Raw genomic sequence first — 18,171 nt, 5'->3', positions numbered from 1 at the left:
AAAGAGGTTTTCTTGGAAATTTATTAGATAAACTTACCTAATCGCCAAGTCCATGTATCCTTTTCCTAACCAGTGAAATAAAATAAGCGGAGAAATATCGTTTAAAATCAAAATTCACCTAATTTCTTAGCAAATAAGTGGAGTTTTTCCGACTACGCAAAGGAAACTCCCCCTTTTTAAATAGATTTAAGTAAATAAGCGGAATTTCTCCTTTTATTCAAAGTAATTTCCGTGCTATTTATTGAATAAGGGAAAATTCTCCGTTTATTTATTCCATTGAGCATATCTCCTCGTTTCTTTCATTACAATGCTTGAAATTCATTAAAACACTGATATACAAGAAAAAATCATGCTTGCGAATGGCTTGTTTGCACTCCTGAAGTAAACCCGTTTTTTCAACGCCCACTAACTTTTATTTCAATATCCGGAACCCATACCCCTCTATCGCCAAAGGCCCAGCCAAACTAACTTTTCCCCCGGAAAACAAATCAATCCCCGCTAAACCATCAAATCCAGGAACAGCCACCTCAACCACTTCATCACTATTATTCAACACAAACACCAATCGCTCAACGCTCTCCGAAACCTTCTCATACACAACCGTATTTCCATCCACAGATAGGAATCGAAACTCTCCCTTACTTCCAAACGCATCATACGACTTGCGAAGCGAAATCAACTTCTGAACAAATCGAAACAATTCTAAATCCTGCTTATTCTCATCCCATTCCATACACTCTCGACAACCAGGATCGATGCCACCAGTCATTCCAATCTCATCTCCATAATAAATACACGGAGTGCCTACGAACGACATTTGGAATACATACATCAACCGGGCTACATCCTTGTTTTCATCCGCAATTGTCAATACCCTCGCCGTATCGTGACTTCCCAGCAAATTAAAGCCAACCTCATTCACATTACGAGGATACATATGAAGAACACCTGATATTATATCAGCAAACTTCTCCCCCGTCGTCACCCGTTTCGCAAAGAAATCAAGAACCGCATCTGTAAACGGATAATTCATCACCGCATCAAACTGATCTCCCTGAAGCCATGGCATAGAATCGTGCCAAATCTCCCCTAAAATATACACATCAGGCTTCACCGACTTCACCACATCACGGAACTCACGCCAAAATCCATGATCCACTTCGTTCGCCACATCCAAACGCCAGCCATCAATATCAAATTCTTCAATCCAATAACGAGACACATCGAGCAGGTACTTCTTCACCTCAGGATTTTGCGTATTCAACTTCGGCATCGATGCCCCAAACGAAAACACATCATAATTAGGCAAAGGCTCCGTTTTCACAGGAAACTCTCGTAAATGGAACCAATCTACGTACCTAGACGTCTCTCCATTTTTCAACACATCCTGAAACGGTTCGAAAAAGTAGCCACTATGATTAAACACGGCATCCAACATAATCCGAATTCCCCGCTTATGACACTCCTGAACAAGCTCCCGAAACTTCTCCTTATCCCCAAACTGCGGATCAATCTCCATATAATCAATCGTATCGTATTTGTGATTCGACTTCGCTTTAAAAAATGGCGTAAAGTAGATACCGGAGATACCTAAAACCTCTAGATAATCTAAATGATCAATCACACCTTGGAAATCCCCGCCAAAGAAATTATTATATTGCGGTTCCTCACTCCCCCAAGGCAACGTACCCTCAGGATCATTCGTCACATCCCCGTTTCCAAATCGCTCCGGAAAAATCTGATACCAAACCGTATCCTTCACCCACTCTGGCGCATGAAACGCATCACTATTATGCACAAACGGGAAACAAAAGTGATACCGAATATCATCCTTCAAAACCTCATCATAAAAACCCTTCTCCGTATACACAAGCTCCTCCACACCATCACTCAACTGAAAACAATAACGAAGGCGACGGAACGCGGGCTCCACATCCACAAACCAATAATCAAACAAAGCATCGGATCCAGAAACACGCATCTCCTTCGACTCCACCTGCCAAACCCCATCCACCAAGTGATAAGGATCCCCATACACAAGCGTCGCCGACCTCACATCATCCTTCTTCGTTTTCAAAAAAATGTGCAACAAATTCCCTTTATATATGTACGCAAAATTGTTTTTTGGCCGATGATAAATCGCTTCTCTTAACATAATCCTCCACCTTTCTTTGATCACAACTATAGAAAAAAGGCGACCCGAAAAGCAAATTTTCACTTTTGAGCCCACCTTTTTTATGAAAAACATATGATCCCTTTCCCTACTTAGTGGAAAAGAAAGAGTTCGTTCCCTACCCTTTCGTTCCTCCTGCAGTCAACCCTGCAATCAAGTAACGTTGCAAGAATAAGAACACTAACGCAATAGGAATCGCTACTAAAATAGCACCAGCTGCGAATCGAGTAAAGTTATTATCAAATTCATTACTTACGAAATTGAAAAGTCCAAGTGCCAACGTAAATTTGTCCTCACTTCGAAGAACAATTCGCGGTAGCAAGAAGTCCATGAATGGCGTCATAAATTGGAACAATGCAACAACTGCCAAGATCGGCTTCGCTAATGGAAGCATGATTTGGAAAAAAATTCGCAAATGCCCTGCACCATCGATTTTTGCCGCTTCATCTAACTCTCTCGGTATCGTATCAAAATAACCTTTTACCAAGAACGTCATCATTGGAACACTCGCACCAACGTAGATGATAATTAACCCAGTTAACGAGTTTAATAGTCCTACTAAGCTAAGTAGCAAATAGATCGCCACCATGGCCATTAAAATTGGGAACATTTGTAGAACAAGTAAAATGAAAATCCCATTTTTTCTACCTACGAATTTGTAACGGGCAAAAGCATAGGCAGTTAATGTAGCTACTAATACCGAGAACAGTGACGTAAATCCTGCAACAATTAAACTATTTTTATACCAAGTAACATAACGACCTCGTGGGTCATCAAAGAATAACCAGCGATAATGCTCCAAACTCCAGTTTTCCGGAATCATACTAGCAGAGAACATACTTCGCCCTGGGTTTAAGGACATCCCTACTGCCCAAAGAAGGGGATAAGCAATAATGACGAACATAACCGCAAAAATAAGGTAAATACCAACAAGCTCTAGTCTATTTTTCGTTTTCATATTCATTAGTACACTTTCCCCTCCTCTTTAAACGATCTTGTCTTACGGAATTGGAAGAATGCAAATACTGCTACGATGAAACCAATAATCATCGAAATAGCTGCAGCAATACTATAGTTTTGCTGCTGGAACGTTAAACTGTACACCCAGGAAATAAGGATGTCTGTTCCCCCTGCATTTTGGCCACGTACCGCCGGACCGCCTTCATTAAATAGATAAATAATATTAAAGTTATTAAAGTTATGCGTATACTGCATGATCATTAGCGGCGCAGTTGCGAACATAACATGTGGGAATGTAATTGCTTTAAATTTTTGCCAACGATTCGCACCATCCACAGTTGCTGCTTCGTACCAATCATCGGAGATACTTGTCAGTACCCCAGAGAACAGTGCAAATACAAACGGGAATCCTAGCCATACTTGAATAGTTATGAGGGCTACCCTCGTCCAAAGAATATCGGTTAGCCAAGGTATACTAACATTGAAAAATGGCTCCATAATTTGTCGATTAATCGCACCAAAACCATCGTTAAACATTGCTGCGAAGATTAAAATGGATACAAACCCAGGTACTGCCCATGGTAGGATCAACATTGTGCGAATTGCTCGCTTAAATTTCACACGCTTGTCGTTTACTAAAATTGCCAGAAATAAACCTAACACAATTTGAAGTGTTGTTGCTACTAACGTCCAGATAATGGTCCAACTAAAGACACTTATAAATGTGTTTTGCCACATAGGCGTTGTTGCTAATGCAACAAAGTTGTCGAAACCAACCCAATCAAGAAGATTTGCTGGTGGTGAATTTCGTAAATGATAGTTTACGAATGCTAAAGAGAGCATAAAACCTAATGGTAGAATAACGGCAAATATTACTAAGATTAATCCTGGTCCTACTAAGAAGTAAGGAAAGGTCTTATCATACGTATTATGAAATGCTTCCCCTAATGTTGGAATGCGAAAGCCGTCCTTTAACTTCTCTGCATCTTTATATGCATCTCGAAAATTAATAAAGTAGGATACTAGTGCAAAAGAAAGTAGAACAAAAGTAACCAGTCCTTGAATAATTAATTCTAGTGAGTGGTCTCTACCCGGAACAGTTCCAAGTGTAAATATTCCCCATAACCCCATATCAATAAAGTCGGCAAAAGCTAATAGAAATGCTGCAGCTAAAACTAGAAAGACGGTTCCTTTCATAAATCGGCGATTATAATACTGACCTAAGCCAGGAATAATCGACAAAGCACATGCCAACTTAGGGTTATGGCTGGAAAACTTATTTTTTGTTTTTATTGAATCATTTTGATTTGAGTCCATCCATGAACCTCCTAACCTATAGAATGGGATAGAGGGTGACGTAAGGGAACTCCCCTTTTTTGCCACCCTCTTCTATGCCTGTAATACTTATTCTTAAACTTATTGCATTAATTCAATGTTCGCTCTAATTTCGTCCACTGCTTCTTCTAAAATTTCTTGTACATCATCCCCGTTAGCATTGAACTGAAGGGAGTCTTCCATTGGACCCCAAACTTGGTTCATCTCAGGAATGTTTGGCATTGGAATTGCTGTTTGAGATTGTTGTAAGAATCCTTCTGCAAATGGATTATCAACATCAGCATCTGGACGTGCTGGAATTTCACCAGTTTCTGCATAATAGTAAGCTTGTGAATCAGCTGTTGTTAAGTGTAGAGCTAATTGAGAAGCCCAATAAGTGTTATCTGAATAATTCGATACAAGCCAACCTTTTACCCCTGCAAATGGAGTTGGTTCCTCTCCATTAGATAGTGTTGGAATAGGAGCAACACCTAAGCTATCTCCTAATGCACCAGAGAAGTTTGCTAGTGCCCAAGGACCAGAAACAACCATACCTACTTTTCCATCAGTGAATAAGCCATTTAGAACATCTTCGGTTACACTTCTTGGAATAAGTCCACGGTCAAATAATGACTGAATTTCTTCAAATGCTGCAATTGTTCCCTCATTATTTAATCCAATATCATCTGGATCATAGTTACCTTCAGCATCTTGAGCAAATACATATCCACCGTAACCACCAATCCAAGGGTGAACGTGGTAGAAGTTCAATGCTTCAAAAAGGAATCCATACTCGTCATTAGCAGTGTTTGTTAATTCTTCTGCTAACTCATATAACTCTTCCATTGTGCTCGGAACTTCTGGTACTAAATCTTTATTATAATAAAGCGCAGTGTTTTCCATTACAAGTGGCGCTCCGTAAACTACTCCGTCCATGGAGAAGGCACCGATAGCATCCTCTGTGTATTGTGCTAATACATCTTCAGAAGCTTCTAGTGGAGCTAATAAATTTTGTGCAACTAAATTACCTAAACGGTCATGTGGTTGGAAAATTAAGTCTGGTCCAATTCCACCAGGTGCATCAAGTTGAAACGCTTCATCTTGGTCTGCCATTAAACGAGGTGTTACAGTTACCTCAATCCCTGTCTCTTCCACAAATTGCTGAACTAAGTATTCAACAGCAGCAAATTGATATTCATCATCATTTGCCCATATTTCTAATGATTCAGGCTTTTCTGGTACATCAGATGCAGAGTTGTTTGTTCCATCGTTTGTACTATCGTTATTTCCATTTGTAGCACTGTTGTTGTCACCGTTATTCGCTGGTGGATCATTATCTGGGCCACAAGCAATAACCATCAGTGATAAAACTACCATCATTGCCATTAACATGATTCTTTTCATTAAAATTTCCCCCTTAATATTTTTTACTTATATTGTAAAGATAGTAAAACTATCAAACACACAATTAACTATTCTTTGAAACTACATTAAATGCATTCGCTTGCATAAATGAACTTACAATTGTGAGTAAAAAAATAATTGACAATAATAAATCCATATTGAATACGCCTAACATATTATTAGATTCAATATGTACAACACCGTTTTATTTATATTAATAACCTCATAAAAACAATTATTCCTACAAAAAAACGCAATCAGGTGCACTACAGATCATAAAAAACCAACACCCTTAAAATTGCGAAATCGTTTGCGTTAACTCACAACTTAATTATACATCCAAACAAAAATAATGCAAGCGTTTTCTGTGTTTTTTCAAAATAAAAATTTCTTCAATAACACGTTATACCCTATAATATTTTTTATAAAACATGAATAATATCTATTATCGCAACATAGTAATGTACTATTTGACGCAAACGATTGCTAGATAGCAAATAAAAAGACTACAGAGGTGGTATGCATAGTTTTGTTTCAAACATTACTAGAGATTCATAGGAAATGTTTGAAGACTTTAATATATTGGATAAAAAACCTTTGGGGAGGTAAACAATTTGGTACTGAGGAATATTAATTTTGCAAAAAAACTCAAAAAAGAAAGTATTGCATTCGCAATGGGGAAAACCTGAAGGTGCAACGCCTTGTGAATAGCAACCTACATGATACAACTGGGAAGGATGAGGTTTCATAGTAGAGTAAAATCTATTAATACACCCTCCCCACTTTTTATGTATATAATGTTTCTTTTTCTATTTTCCGTATCCACTTATAATATCCTAGTATTAAAAGTAATAAGAAAGGATCCATAATGATGGAATACCATAGATTCCACCAACCATAATGAAAGTAACCCCACGGAGCTGGGAGTAATGCGATTACTTCATATATCACAATAGCTACCCACCACCCAAGAAAGTAAACAAATTTTCTTAATAAGGTTGAGCCAAAGGGAAACCAATTTAAAAAAATCATATTTACAGGTGGAACGAGAATTGTCACAGGAAGAAAATCGTACCAACTTATCTCTATATCAAAATACCAGTAGGCTTGATATTTATGGTCAATATATCCATCGAATAACATCTGTGCAACGATAGTAAACATCCAAATATGTACAATTTGATTTTTAGTAAGTCGTTTGCTTGTTGTAAATGCAATAACATTAAATAAAATAGCAGCTAGTATAAAGCCATTCATAAGACAATTCCTTTATATGTAATAATTTTTATCTTCTTTGTATCTTTTCTACAATATGTACCTTAGTATTAGTAAAAACACTCCTTTCTAATCTAAGAACACTAGGATCTTGAAGTTTTCCTTTTATAACAATAAAGGCACTGAAAAAGTATTTCCTTTTCCAGTGCCTTTATTGTTATATTACTCCATTTATTGTTTCATTTACGTTGCCAACATTTACCCTTCAAATATATCTATAAACACAACTTCTTCTTCTGATAATGAATAACGCTCAAGTACCTTCTTTATTTTTTCGGTTGGAGAAAGTGATTCATCTTCTAAAAGCAGGCAAACGTAATTTCCATTAATGATATACTCCGTACTCGAGTAAGGGTCTTCAAACTCTACACCATCTGAGTCGCAAACGAAACAGTCATGATCAGCTATGTAAATATATGTTTTATATGGTGTAAAATGAATGAGCACATGTATTACAGTATCATCCTCATCCATCTGTAAACTACCACCGAATCCGCTTAACTTCTTAAATATATTATTAACCAATGTTAAACACCACCTTCTGAAATAAATTATTTAGTCCTTTTATCATTTAAACTTGTTAACTCATCCTTAGTATTACGTATAGTACGAAAAAAAGTTACATTCTAAACTAGGGTAGCACCTACAAATTGACCTAGTCACTTTTCTCCCTCATGCTCCCGTTTTCTCACGGATTTAACCTGCGACTTTGGTAGGCGCTACCACGGTAGGCACTACAAATTGACCTAGTCACTTTTCTCCCTCATGCTCCCGTTTTCTCACGGATTTAACCTGCGACTTTGGTAGGCGCTACCACGGTAGGCACTACAAATTGACCTAGTCACTTTTCTCCCTCATGCTCCCGTTTTCTCGCGGATTTAACCTGCGACTTTGGTAGGCGCTACCACGGTAGGCACTACAAAATGACCTAGTCACTTTTCTCCCTCATACTCCCATTATCTCGCAGATTTAACCTGCTACCCGGGTAGGTGCTACCACGGTAGCGCCTACAAAACGACCTAGTCACTTTTCTCCCTCATACTCCCGTTTTCTCGCGGATTTAACCTGCGACCCGGGTAGGCGCTACCACGGTAGCGCCTACAAAACGACCTAGTCAAATTCTCCCTCATGCTCCCGTTTTCTCGCGGATTTAACCTGCGACTTTGGTAGGCGCTACCACGGTAGTGCCTACCAAAGAACCCGTTGAAAAACACAAAAAAGCGCATAGTTTTCCATTGGGAAATCCATACGCTTTACTTAAGGTTTACTCTACTTTACCAAACTCTATTTAATTACTTCTTTACAGCAATTACTTCAATTTCAACTAACCCGTCCTTAGGAAGTCTCGCTACTTCTACTGCGCTTCTTGCAGGGAATGGTTGTTCAAATTGTTTTCCGTAAATTTCGTTTACTGCTACAAAATCGTCCATATTTTTCAAAAATACAGTAGCTTTAACAACATCATTCATTGTGCAGTCTGCTGCTTCAAGTACCGCTTTTACGTTGCTAAATGCTTGAGTTGTTTGTGCTTCAAGTCCTTCCGCCATTTCTCCTGTTTCTGGGTTTAATCCTAGTTGTCCAGAACAATATACGAAGTTACCTGTTACTACAGCTTGCGAATATGGTCCAATTGCTCCTGGTGCATTTGTTGTTTCAATTACTTGTTTTGTCATTTTCATCTTTCCTTTCTTTGTCGACGCTTTTCTTTTTCTATTTTACATTTTTCATTCAACTCTGAAAATACGTGATTTAGCATCATCAAATTTATCTAGTGTTACTAACTTTGTATTCCATTCGTTTCATCCTGCTCGCTTTCCCGTGGGGAGCTGGTAAGCCTCCTCAAGCGCAAGCGCTCTGCGGTGTCTTGCCTCTGCTCTGCTTTCCCACTGGAGTCTCGTGGGCATACGTTGATTACATATTTAATGGTCAGTTCTAAGGAACTACACAGCGTATTTTCATGGATGTCTACCCTAGAAAATACTCGTTATTAGTGAATCTATCTAGCACTACAAATTATGTTTCAATTGTATCCATTCTATATTAAGAATACATTCTTCCAGCTATTTGAAGTTGTTTAAATATTTTTTCACGTTTGTGGAGTTCTTGATGTGCTTCTTCTAGTTCGATTTTTTTAAACGTTAGTGCTTGTCCTGGGAGTCTTTGTGCAACCTTCCACATGTCGACACTTATGACATTAGCGATTTTTGGGTAGCCTCCAGATGTTTGACGATCTGCCATAAGAACGATGGGATTTCCATCGCCAGGAACTTGAATGGATCCTAATGCTACTGCGTCCGTAATCATTTCCCCTTGGTTTTCACAATGCAAGTATTCACCCTCTAAACGATAACCCATTCTATCTGAACTCGTAGTTATCTTAAATGAAGATTGATAAAACGCTGTAATTGCCTCTTCGGAAAACATATCTTCTTGTGGACCGGAAATAACCCTTATTTCATCGTCTCCACTCATATTTGGGAGGACATCATGCGCAAGTGTCCGTTTTCTAAGAAACTTACTTGTTAGATTACTTCCAACAATCACATCTTCCTTCTCTAATGCTCTTCCTTCCCAACCACCAAAACGACCTTTTATGTTCGTAGAACGACTTCCCATTACTTCAGACACTTCAATACCCCCAGCAACAAGAATGTATGCTCTAGCGCCTATCTGTGGTTTGCCAAATTGTAGCTCATCACCTTTATGTAAAAAGAGTGTAGACCACATAGCCACAGGCTCCCCATTTACGGCAGGAGAGAGATTTGCACCTGTAATGGCTATTACAACATCTTTTACTATACGTAAGTTTGGGCCAAGCATCGTTATCTCAAGACCTGCAGCATTTCTGTCGTTTCCCAGAAGGAGATTGCCTAGCTGAAAGGAGTAGTCATCCATCACTCCAGATTGCCCGATTCCATATTTCTGATAACCAATTCTACCTAAGTCTTGAACAGTTGTATGAAGACCAGGCTCAAGTACCTCAAAAACGTTCATCGTACCGTACCCCTCCTGGTTTTTTTACAGTAATTGCATTATCATTCAAAATTTTCTTCAGTTGTTTTACAAAAAGTACTGCTTGAGGTTCATCACCGTGAACACAAATAGTATCTGCTTGAATGGGAATTACACTCCCATCAACAGCAGTAACTGAACCATCCTTGATCATTTGTAGAACCTGCGCCATCGCTTTCTTTGGATCGTGAATGATTGCATTAGGATCTGATCTTGGTGTTAATGTTCCATCTGGTTGATATGTACGATCGGCAAAAACTTCATTGGCTACTTGTAATCCTATTTTCTCTCCTTCAATAATTAACTCACTACTAGAGAGTCCATATAAAATGAGATTAGGATCTGTATCTCTTACAGCTCTTGCTATTGCACAGGCTATTTCTTTGTCCTTGGAGGCTTTGTTGAAAAGAGCGCCATGAGGTTTTACATGCTGAAGCTTTTGTTGATATAGTTGTGCAAATCCTTTTACTGCATTCACTTGATAAACTACCATATTATAAACCTCTTCAGTAGATACATCCATCCAACGTCTCCCAAAACCCAATAGATCCGGGAGACCTGGATGTGCACCTATTCCAACATTGTATCGAGCAGAAAGTTGGACTGTTTTATGAATAACATTATGATCTCCTGCATGAAAACCACATGCAATATTTGCAGATGAAATATGTTTTAATACTTCTTCGTCATTACCTACTTTAAAAGAGCCGAAGCTTTCTCCCAAATCGCTATTGATATCAATAAATTTATCCATATAGTCGTTCGGCCCCCTTTTTTAAAAAAATGCCTACAACACCGCTGCCTCATAAGTTCCATTCTTACACTGAAGCGATATCTCCTCAAACTCTTTTTTCGAAATAGATTGAAACGTTATTAAATCACCCGCTTTAAATAATGTGGGAGTTTCTTCCTTAGGTTGAAAAAGCGGAACTGGTGTCCGTCCAATAATCTGCCAGCCACCTGGACTATCCACAGAATACACACCTGTTTGCGATCCAGCAATCCCTACTGACCCCGCTTTTACCATTGCTCTTGGATTTTTCTTTCGAGGTGTGGTTAATTTATCAACCATTCCTCCTAAATAGGGGAATCCTGGAGAAAAACCAATCATATAGGTGATATAATTTGGCTCAGTATGGAATCGTATGACATCCTCTTCTGAAATAGAATGATGTTTTGCTATATATTCTAGATCAGGACCAAAATCTCCCCCATAAAAAACAGGTAAAATTACTTTTCTTCGTTTTATTGCTACAGAAGACAGAAGCTGTTGAGCTTTTTCTCTTAATCTCTTTTTCAATAATTCGTACGAAATAATAAGTGGGTTATAATATACCGTTACCGTTGTATAGGCTGGAACCGCTTCAAAAACACCATTCCATTTACTACTTTCCACGGCTTCTACTAGTTGATGAACGCGTTGGTTAATTAATGGAGAAATTACGTTACCTAATTCCACACGAATCCCTTGATCACCTAATGGCTTGATCACAGAGTTCATTCTCTCCACTCCCTTTATATTATTTTTACGAAAACCTGACGTACTTTAAATTTTACGCATTTTTATCGACTCTACTAGATGATGATCCCCTTTGGATAAAATCAAATCGGATCGGTAACGAGTCGGTAAAATGTTCTCATGTAAATTCACTTTATTTATTCTATTCCAAATATCTCTAGCTATTTCTAATGCTTCTGATTCTGTGAGGTTTGCATAATTATTAAAGTAAGATTTTTCGTCTTTAAATGCCGTTTCCTTCAAAATCATAAAGCGATCTACATACCACTTAAAGATATTCTTTTCTTCTGCATCCACATAAATAGAAAAATCAAAGAAATCGGAAACCGAAATTTGATCCACTGCTTTGCCGTCAATTAGCTTAGGTGGCTGCAGCACGTTGATACCTTCAACGATGACAACATCCGGGCTCTCTATTACTTGTTGTTTATCTGGAATCACATCATACGTAATGTGAGAATAGATTGGTGCTGTTACTTTTTCATTCCCTGATTTTAGTTGTGATAAAACATGAAGAAGACTTGCAATGTCATAACTTTCTGGGAATCCTTTTTTGTTCATTATTTCTCTTTCTTGAAGCACTCTATTAGGATAGAGAAATCCATCTGTCGTAAGTAGTTCTACCCTCGGCTGATTCGGCCATCCTGAAATCAACGTTTGTAGGACTCGAGCCATGGTACTCTTACCAACTGCAACACTTCCCGCAATTCCGATAATATATGGTACTTTTTTGACCTGCGTTCTTAAAAAGGTATTTCTACTATCATAAAGCTCTTTCGTTGCTCTAGCATGTAAATAGAGAAGTCTTGATAAAGGTAGATAAATTTCCGAGACTTCCTCTAGATTTAAAACATCATTTAACCCTTTTAACTCTGCTATATCTTTTTCTGTTATCGTCATTGGTGCGGATGATCGTAGACTTGCCCAATCATCACGATTAAACGTTATATAAGGAGTAATATTTTCTTGATTAACCACAGTAGACACCTCGTTCGTCGATTGTTTCCTAAATGATTATAGCCTTTTATTATGTTCTTTAGTGGATAGACTGTTTTATCTTAATCCTCATTTTATCTAAATAATGCAAATAAAGCGATTCATTAATCTTTTGTCTTCCAACTTTTTATAGGGAACAAGGAATATGTATTGAATTTAGTGAAAAATAATGTGAAAGACTTCATAAGTATTTTTGTCGATCTGAGCTTGAGCGCGCCTTTCAGAAGCGTTTTGTCTCGGGAAAGGTGCGTTCCACCCGTTGGCGCGCCTTTCAGAAGCATTTTGTCTCGTGAAAGGTGCGTTCCACCCGTTGGCGCGCCTTTCAGAAGCGTTTTGTGTCGTGAAAGGTGCGTTCCACCCGTTGGCGCACCTTTCAGAAGCATTTTGTCTCGGGAAAGGTGCGTTCCACCCGTTAGCGCGCCTTTCAGAAGCGTTTTGTCTCGTGAAAGGTGCGATCCAACCGTTGGCGCTCCTTTCAGAAGTATTTTGTCTCGGGAAAGGTGCGTTCCACCCGTTGGCGCACCTTTCAGAAGCGTTTTGTCTCGGGAAAGGTGCGATCCAACCGTGAGCGCGCCTTTCAGAAGCGTTTTGTGTCGTGAAAGGTGCGATCCACCCGTGAGCGCACCTTTCAGAAGCGTTTTGTCTCGGGAAAGGTGCGATCCACCCTTTGGCGCACCTTTCAGAAGCATTTTGTCTCCTGAAAGGTGCGATCCACCCGTGAGCGCACCTTTCAGAAGCGTTTTGTGTCGTGAAAGGTGCGTTCCACCCGTTAGCGCACCTTTCAGAAGCATTTTCTCTCGTGAAAGGTGCGTTCCACCCGTTGGCGCGCCTTTCAGAAGCGTTTTGTGTCGTGAAAGGTGCGTTCCACCCGTGGGCGCGCCTTTCAGAAGCATTTTGTCTCGTGAAAGGGGCGATCCAACCGTGAGCGCGCCTTTCAGAAGCATTTTGTCTAGGGAAAGGTGCGTTCCACCCGTTGGCGCGCCTTTCAGAAGCATTTTTCGCCCATGAAATGCTCAATCAAGCCTTTATTTTCCGTAAGTTCTTCAAAACTCTTTCCTAATGAAAAGTAAACGAACTTTGTTTTCCCATAGCACTTGAAATTCCGTAACAAATGGAAGTTAACGAACCATTAACAAAACACTAAAAAATCCAACTAATCTTCGGTCCGCAAAGCTTTCGCCTCCCAAGTCATGAGACCACATACGACCAAAAGGAAAATCGAGCTTACTAACATGATGATGTTAATAGTTAATTGATCTGTTTTAACGGTAGATGGAGAAGTGAATTGCTTGCTTGGAAAAAAAGCGTATTTGTTGTTAATACGAAAATGAGACACTGAAACTGGAAGCTAGTGTTGTTAAAAAAAGTAAGACAAAACGATATTCTTTCAAAATAGAAGACTCCTTTTCCTTCATTGAGCTTTTTTCTAATACTTGATCCACAATTACCAAATCCTTATTTTCTAATACAACTACATTCACATACAACCCATATGAAATATCTCTTGCTACACACTGTTGTTTTTCCTTCGTCCAATAATGACATTGCCCCCCTAACAAACCTTGGTTTTATTTCCTAAAATAGTTTTTGCAAATAGAATTTTTTTCTGATTTTTCAAAATAGTTATTGCAATATTTTTTGAATTGTAGTAATTTTCTAATAACGGGTTTACATATAAATTAAATATAGAACTAGCTATTACATATGAAATTAGTTTTTTAAGATAAATATAATTTAATATCCTTAAAAAATATCGACAAGGAGGTTTCTATGAAAAAACCAGTTCTAGAAGTGAATAATCTAGAAACACACTTTTTCACCGATCGTGGTCAAATCCCTGCCGTTGATAACGTTAGCTTTCACATTGATGAAGGGGAAGTCCTCGGTATCGTTGGTGAATCAGGTTGTGGAAAAAGTGTTACCTCCCTTTCCGTCATGGGTCTCGTTCCTAACCCACCAGGAAAAATTGTTGGAGGAGAAATCTTATTTCGACAAAAAGTGGATAACAATTCTGCGGAAAATTTAGTAAAAGTAAAGAAAAAAAGATTACGGCAAATTCGTGGAAACCAAATTGCCATGATATTTCAAGAACCCATGACTTCTCTAGATCCTCTTTTCACTATCGGGTTTCAAATTATTGAAACAGTAAAAAACCACCATAAAGTATCAAAGAAGGAAGCTCGAAAAAAGGCAATAGAAATGCTTCAGTTAGTTGGAATCCCAAGAGCAGAAGAGATCGTCGACGAATACCCTCACCAATTATCTGGTGGAATGCGACAACGTGTGATGATCGCTATTGCAATGGCTTGTGATCCAGAGGTTCTCATTGCCGATGAGCCAACCACCGCACTAGATGTAACCATCCAAGCACAAATTTTAGAATTAATGAAAAAGCTCAATAAAGAAAAAGGAACAGCAATTATGCTTATCACCCATGACCTTGGGGTTGTTGCAGAAATGTGTGACCGAGTCGTTGTCATGTATGCAGGTAACATTGTAGAACAGGGCGATGTTCGAACTATCTTGAAGGAACCAACTCACCCATATACAAAAGGACTTATTCGTTCCTTACCTAAATTGAATAACCGTGATGAACGATTATACTCAATTCCTGGAAATGTTCCAAAGCCTGGATCTATTAAACAGGGCTGTAGATTTGCCGCAAGATGTAGCGAGGTGTTTGATCGTTGCTACGAAGAAGACCCTAAGCTACTTCAAGTAAAAGAGGGACATTCATGCCGCTGCTTCCTCTATGAAAAAGAAGGAGTGGAAGTTCATGTCTAAACCTTTATTACAAGTAAAAAATCTCAAAAAATATTTTGATGTGACCGGTGGTATTTTTTCACGAAAAGTGGGAGAAGTAAAAGCCGTTGATGATGTCTCCTTCGATGTGTATGAAGGGGAAGTACTCGGGATTGTGGGGGAATCTGGTTGTGGTAAATCAACGACTGGAAAAACACTACTTAGACTCATCGATCCAACCGAAGGGCAAGTCATTTTTAATGGTGAGGATATTACCGAACTAGATGACGAACGTATGAGAAAAATGCGTAGAGATATGCAAATTATTTTTCAGGATCCATACGCATCATTAAATCCGAGACATAAAATTGAAAAGATTCTTAGTGAACCTTTAATTGTTCATGGAATTGGAACAAAAGAAGAAAGAAAGCAGAAAGTGAAAGAAATTCTTGAGGTTGTTGGCTTACCGGGAGATCATGCATCAAGATACCCTCACCAATTTAGTGGGGGACAACGACAAAGGATTGGGATTGCTCGTGCACTCATAGTTAATCCAAAGCTTATCGTTTGTGATGAACCCGTTTCTGCTCTTGATGTATCTATCCAATCACAAATATTAAACCTCATGGAGGATTTACAAGATTCATTTGGACTTACATATGTATTTATCGCTCATGATTTAAGTGTTGTGAAACACATTAGTGATCGCGTTGGAGTGATGTATTTAGGTCGCATGGTTGAATTAGCTAATAATGAAGGGTTATACGATAATCCACTTCACCCGTATACAAGATCTTTACTATCCGCAGTACCTAACCCTGATCCTGATGTAAAAACGGAACGAATTATACTAGAGGGAGATGTTCCTAGTCCGTCTAAACCACCTACAGGTTGTGCCTTCCACACTCGTTGTCCAGAATGTATGGATATATGTAAAGAAGTGCGCCCTGAATTCAAAGAATATTCCGATAACCATTTTGTAGCTTGTCATTTATATGAGTGACAACTACAGTTTCAAAAAAATTTATAAAAAACTTTAAGGGGGCAACAACATGCAAAAAAGGAGTCTTTGGTTTTTAGTACTGTCGCTTGTACTTATTATTGGTCTAGCTGCTTGTAGTGGGAATAATGAACCAGCAAACACCGGGGGCAATAACGATGACACAACGAACAACGATAACAACAATGATAACAACAACAACAACAATAATAATAACAATGACGGAGCTTCCGCTGCTGATCAAACACTAGTATTTGCTCGTGGTGGTGACTCAGTTAGTCTCGACTACGCAAGTGTTACAGACGGAGAGTCTTCCCGTGTAACGAAGCAAATTTTTGAAACACTACTTGAATTTGATGCTGATTCCTTTGATATTGGGCCAGGATTAGCCCATGACTGGGATGTTAGTGATGATGGTCTTACATTTACATTCCATTTACGTGAGGGAGTTACATTCCATGATGGAACTGACTTTAATGCAGACGCTGTAAAACTAAATTTTGAGCGTTGGGCAGATCCTGAGCACGAATATCACTTCGCAGATGAGGGATATACGTATTCTGTGTATGGAACGCAATTTGGTGGATTTAAAGGTGACGATGGTCACGTTATTAGTGAAATCAATGTAATTAATGACTACGAAGTCGAATTTGTTTTAAAAGAACAATTAGGTTCTTTCCTTCAAAACATGGGGATGAGCTACTTTGCTTTCACATCTCCTGCTGCATTTGAACAGTACGGTTCTACAATTAACGAAAACCCTGTTGGAACAGGACCTTTCAAGTTCGTAAGTTGGACTCGTGAAGACAATATCGTTCTTGAAAAATTTGAAGACTACTGGCAAGAAGGATTACCTAAGTTAGATCGAGTTATCTTTACAGTTGTACCTGATAACTCCGCTCGATTAACGGCATTACGTTCTGGTGATATCGATATTATGGATGGTTTAGAACCAGACGATGTGGAACGTATTAAAGCGGAAGATGGGTTAACCGTATTCGAACGTACTACAAACAATATTGGTTACTTAGGTTTTAATATGGATAAAGCTCCATTTGATAACCCAATAGTACGTCAAGCACTAAACCATGCGGTTGATAAAGAGTCACTTATCGCTATTTTATACGCTGGGCTTGCTGAGCCTGCGAAAAACATCATTCCACCAATGTATCTTGGTTACAATGATGCAGTAGAAGCATACGATTATAATCCTGACAAAGCTATTGAATTATTAGCGGAAGCTGGTTTTGCTGATGGACTAGAATTCGATTTATGGACTATGCCTGTAGCACGTCCGTACATGCCAGATCCACAAAGAGCTGCTGAGGTTCTTCAAGAAAACTTTGCAGCGGTTGGTGTTACAGCTAAGATCGTTTCTCATGAGTGGGCAACATACTTAGATCTAACTCAACAAGGTGCACAAGATGTATTTATGTTAGGTTGGTCTGGAACAAACGGTGACCCTGACTACTTCTTCGGTAACCTATTACACAGCAGTGCAATTCCAGGTGGTAACCGTACATTCTACCGTAACTCAGAAGTGGATGATTTATTAAACAAAGCAAAAGTAAGTGTAGACTTTGATGAGCGTGATGCTCTTTATAAAGAGGCACAATTATTAATTCACGAAGATGCTCCAATGATTCCGCTTGTTCACACAACACCAGTGTTAGCTGGTAGCGAGCGAGTGAAAGGATATGTGGCACACCCATCTACAAGTGAGGTACTATCTCACGTTGAAATAGTAGAATAATACAACCTTCGTTTTAAAAAATA

At 38.8% G+C, this 18,171-nt stretch carries 14 protein-coding genes; 3 read left to right on the top strand and 11 right to left on the bottom strand.

What is annotated here, in order from left to right; genetic code table 11:
* Nucleotides 1-412: 412 nt before the first annotated feature.
* From ACERII_RS03650 to coaA, 11 genes are all read right to left on the bottom strand, one after another.
* Nucleotides 413-2,155 carry an alpha-glycosidase gene (locus ACERII_RS03650; RefSeq protein ID WP_373640123.1) on the bottom strand — a complete coding sequence of 581 codons (1,743 nt, stop codon included), beginning with the start codon at nt 2,153-2,155 and terminating at the stop codon, nt 413-415.
* A 136-nt stretch (nt 2,156-2,291) separates the two neighbouring features.
* On the bottom strand, nt 2,292-3,137 hold the full coding sequence (locus ACERII_RS03645; protein WP_373640121.1) for a sugar ABC transporter permease: 846 nt from the start codon (nt 3,135-3,137) through the stop codon (nt 2,292-2,294).
* Nucleotides 3,137-4,450 carry a carbohydrate ABC transporter permease gene (locus ACERII_RS03640; RefSeq protein WP_373640119.1) on the bottom strand — a complete coding sequence of 438 codons (1,314 nt, stop codon included), beginning with the start codon at nt 4,448-4,450 and terminating at the stop codon, nt 3,137-3,139. The genes ACERII_RS03645 and ACERII_RS03640 overlap by 1 nt, the downstream gene beginning before the upstream one ends.
* 99 nt (nt 4,451-4,549) lie before the next feature.
* Entirely contained in the window at nt 4,550-5,851 is a 1,302-nt protein-coding gene (locus tag ACERII_RS03635; protein WP_373640118.1) for a sugar ABC transporter substrate-binding protein, read from the bottom strand.
* Nucleotides 5,852-6,637: 786 nt separating this feature from the next.
* A complete protein-coding gene (locus tag ACERII_RS03630) occupies nt 6,638-7,108 on the bottom strand; it encodes a hypothetical protein (RefSeq protein ID WP_373640117.1) in 471 nt (156 codons plus the stop codon).
* Nucleotides 7,109-7,324: 216 nt separating this feature from the next.
* Nucleotides 7,325-7,651: a hypothetical protein gene (locus ACERII_RS03625; RefSeq protein ID WP_373640116.1), complete on the bottom strand. Its 327-nt coding sequence runs from the start codon at nt 7,649-7,651 to the stop codon at nt 7,325-7,327.
* Between the two features lie 767 nt (nt 7,652-8,418).
* On the bottom strand, nt 8,419-8,799 hold the full coding sequence (locus tag ACERII_RS03620; RefSeq protein WP_373640114.1) for a RidA family protein: 381 nt from the start codon (nt 8,797-8,799) through the stop codon (nt 8,419-8,421).
* Between the two features lie 367 nt (nt 8,800-9,166).
* The gene (locus ACERII_RS03615; RefSeq protein ID WP_373640113.1) at nt 9,167-10,120 is read right to left on the bottom strand and encodes a 5-oxoprolinase subunit C family protein; all 954 of its coding nucleotides are present in this window, start codon (nt 10,118-10,120) and stop codon (nt 9,167-9,169) included.
* Nucleotides 10,107-10,892: a LamB/YcsF family protein gene (locus ACERII_RS03610; RefSeq protein WP_373640112.1), complete on the bottom strand. Its 786-nt coding sequence runs from the start codon at nt 10,890-10,892 to the stop codon at nt 10,107-10,109. Before ACERII_RS03610 ends, ACERII_RS03615 begins: the two co-directional genes overlap by 14 nt.
* A 33-nt stretch (nt 10,893-10,925) precedes the next feature.
* A complete protein-coding gene (pxpB, locus tag ACERII_RS03605; protein ID WP_373640111.1) occupies nt 10,926-11,639 on the bottom strand; it encodes a 5-oxoprolinase subunit PxpB in 714 nt (237 codons plus the stop codon).
* Between the two features lie 45 nt (nt 11,640-11,684).
* Entirely contained in the window at nt 11,685-12,635 is a 951-nt protein-coding gene (coaA, locus tag ACERII_RS03600; RefSeq protein WP_373640110.1) for a type I pantothenate kinase, read from the bottom strand.
* 1,788 nt (nt 12,636-14,423) lie between these two features.
* On the opposite strand from coaA, the gene ACERII_RS03595 reads away from it, so the two are divergent.
* The 3 genes from ACERII_RS03595 to ACERII_RS03585 are packed head-to-tail and all read left to right on the top strand — an operon-like array spanning nt 14,424 to nt 18,148.
* Nucleotides 14,424-15,437 (top strand): ABC transporter ATP-binding protein, encoded by a 1,014-nt coding sequence (locus ACERII_RS03595; protein ID WP_373640108.1) that lies wholly within the window; start codon nt 14,424-14,426, stop codon nt 15,435-15,437.
* Nucleotides 15,430-16,398, top strand: coding sequence for an ABC transporter ATP-binding protein (locus ACERII_RS03590; protein WP_373640106.1), 969 nt, complete (start codon nt 15,430-15,432; stop codon nt 16,396-16,398). The genes ACERII_RS03595 and ACERII_RS03590 overlap by 8 nt, the downstream gene beginning before the upstream one ends.
* A gap of 49 nt (nt 16,399-16,447) precedes the next feature.
* Nucleotides 16,448-18,148 carry an ABC transporter substrate-binding protein gene (locus ACERII_RS03585; protein ID WP_373640105.1) on the top strand — a complete coding sequence of 567 codons (1,701 nt, stop codon included), beginning with the start codon at nt 16,448-16,450 and terminating at the stop codon, nt 18,146-18,148.
* The last annotated feature ends 23 nt before the right edge of the window (nt 18,149-18,171 follow it).

Origin of the sequence: Evansella sp. AB-rgal1 (assembly GCF_041820985.1) — a bacterium.
GTDB lineage: Bacteria > Bacillota > Bacilli > Bacillales > Salisediminibacteriaceae > Evansella.
Note: the sequence above shows the minus strand (reverse complement) of the source record. Positions and strands in the feature narration are given on the sequence as shown.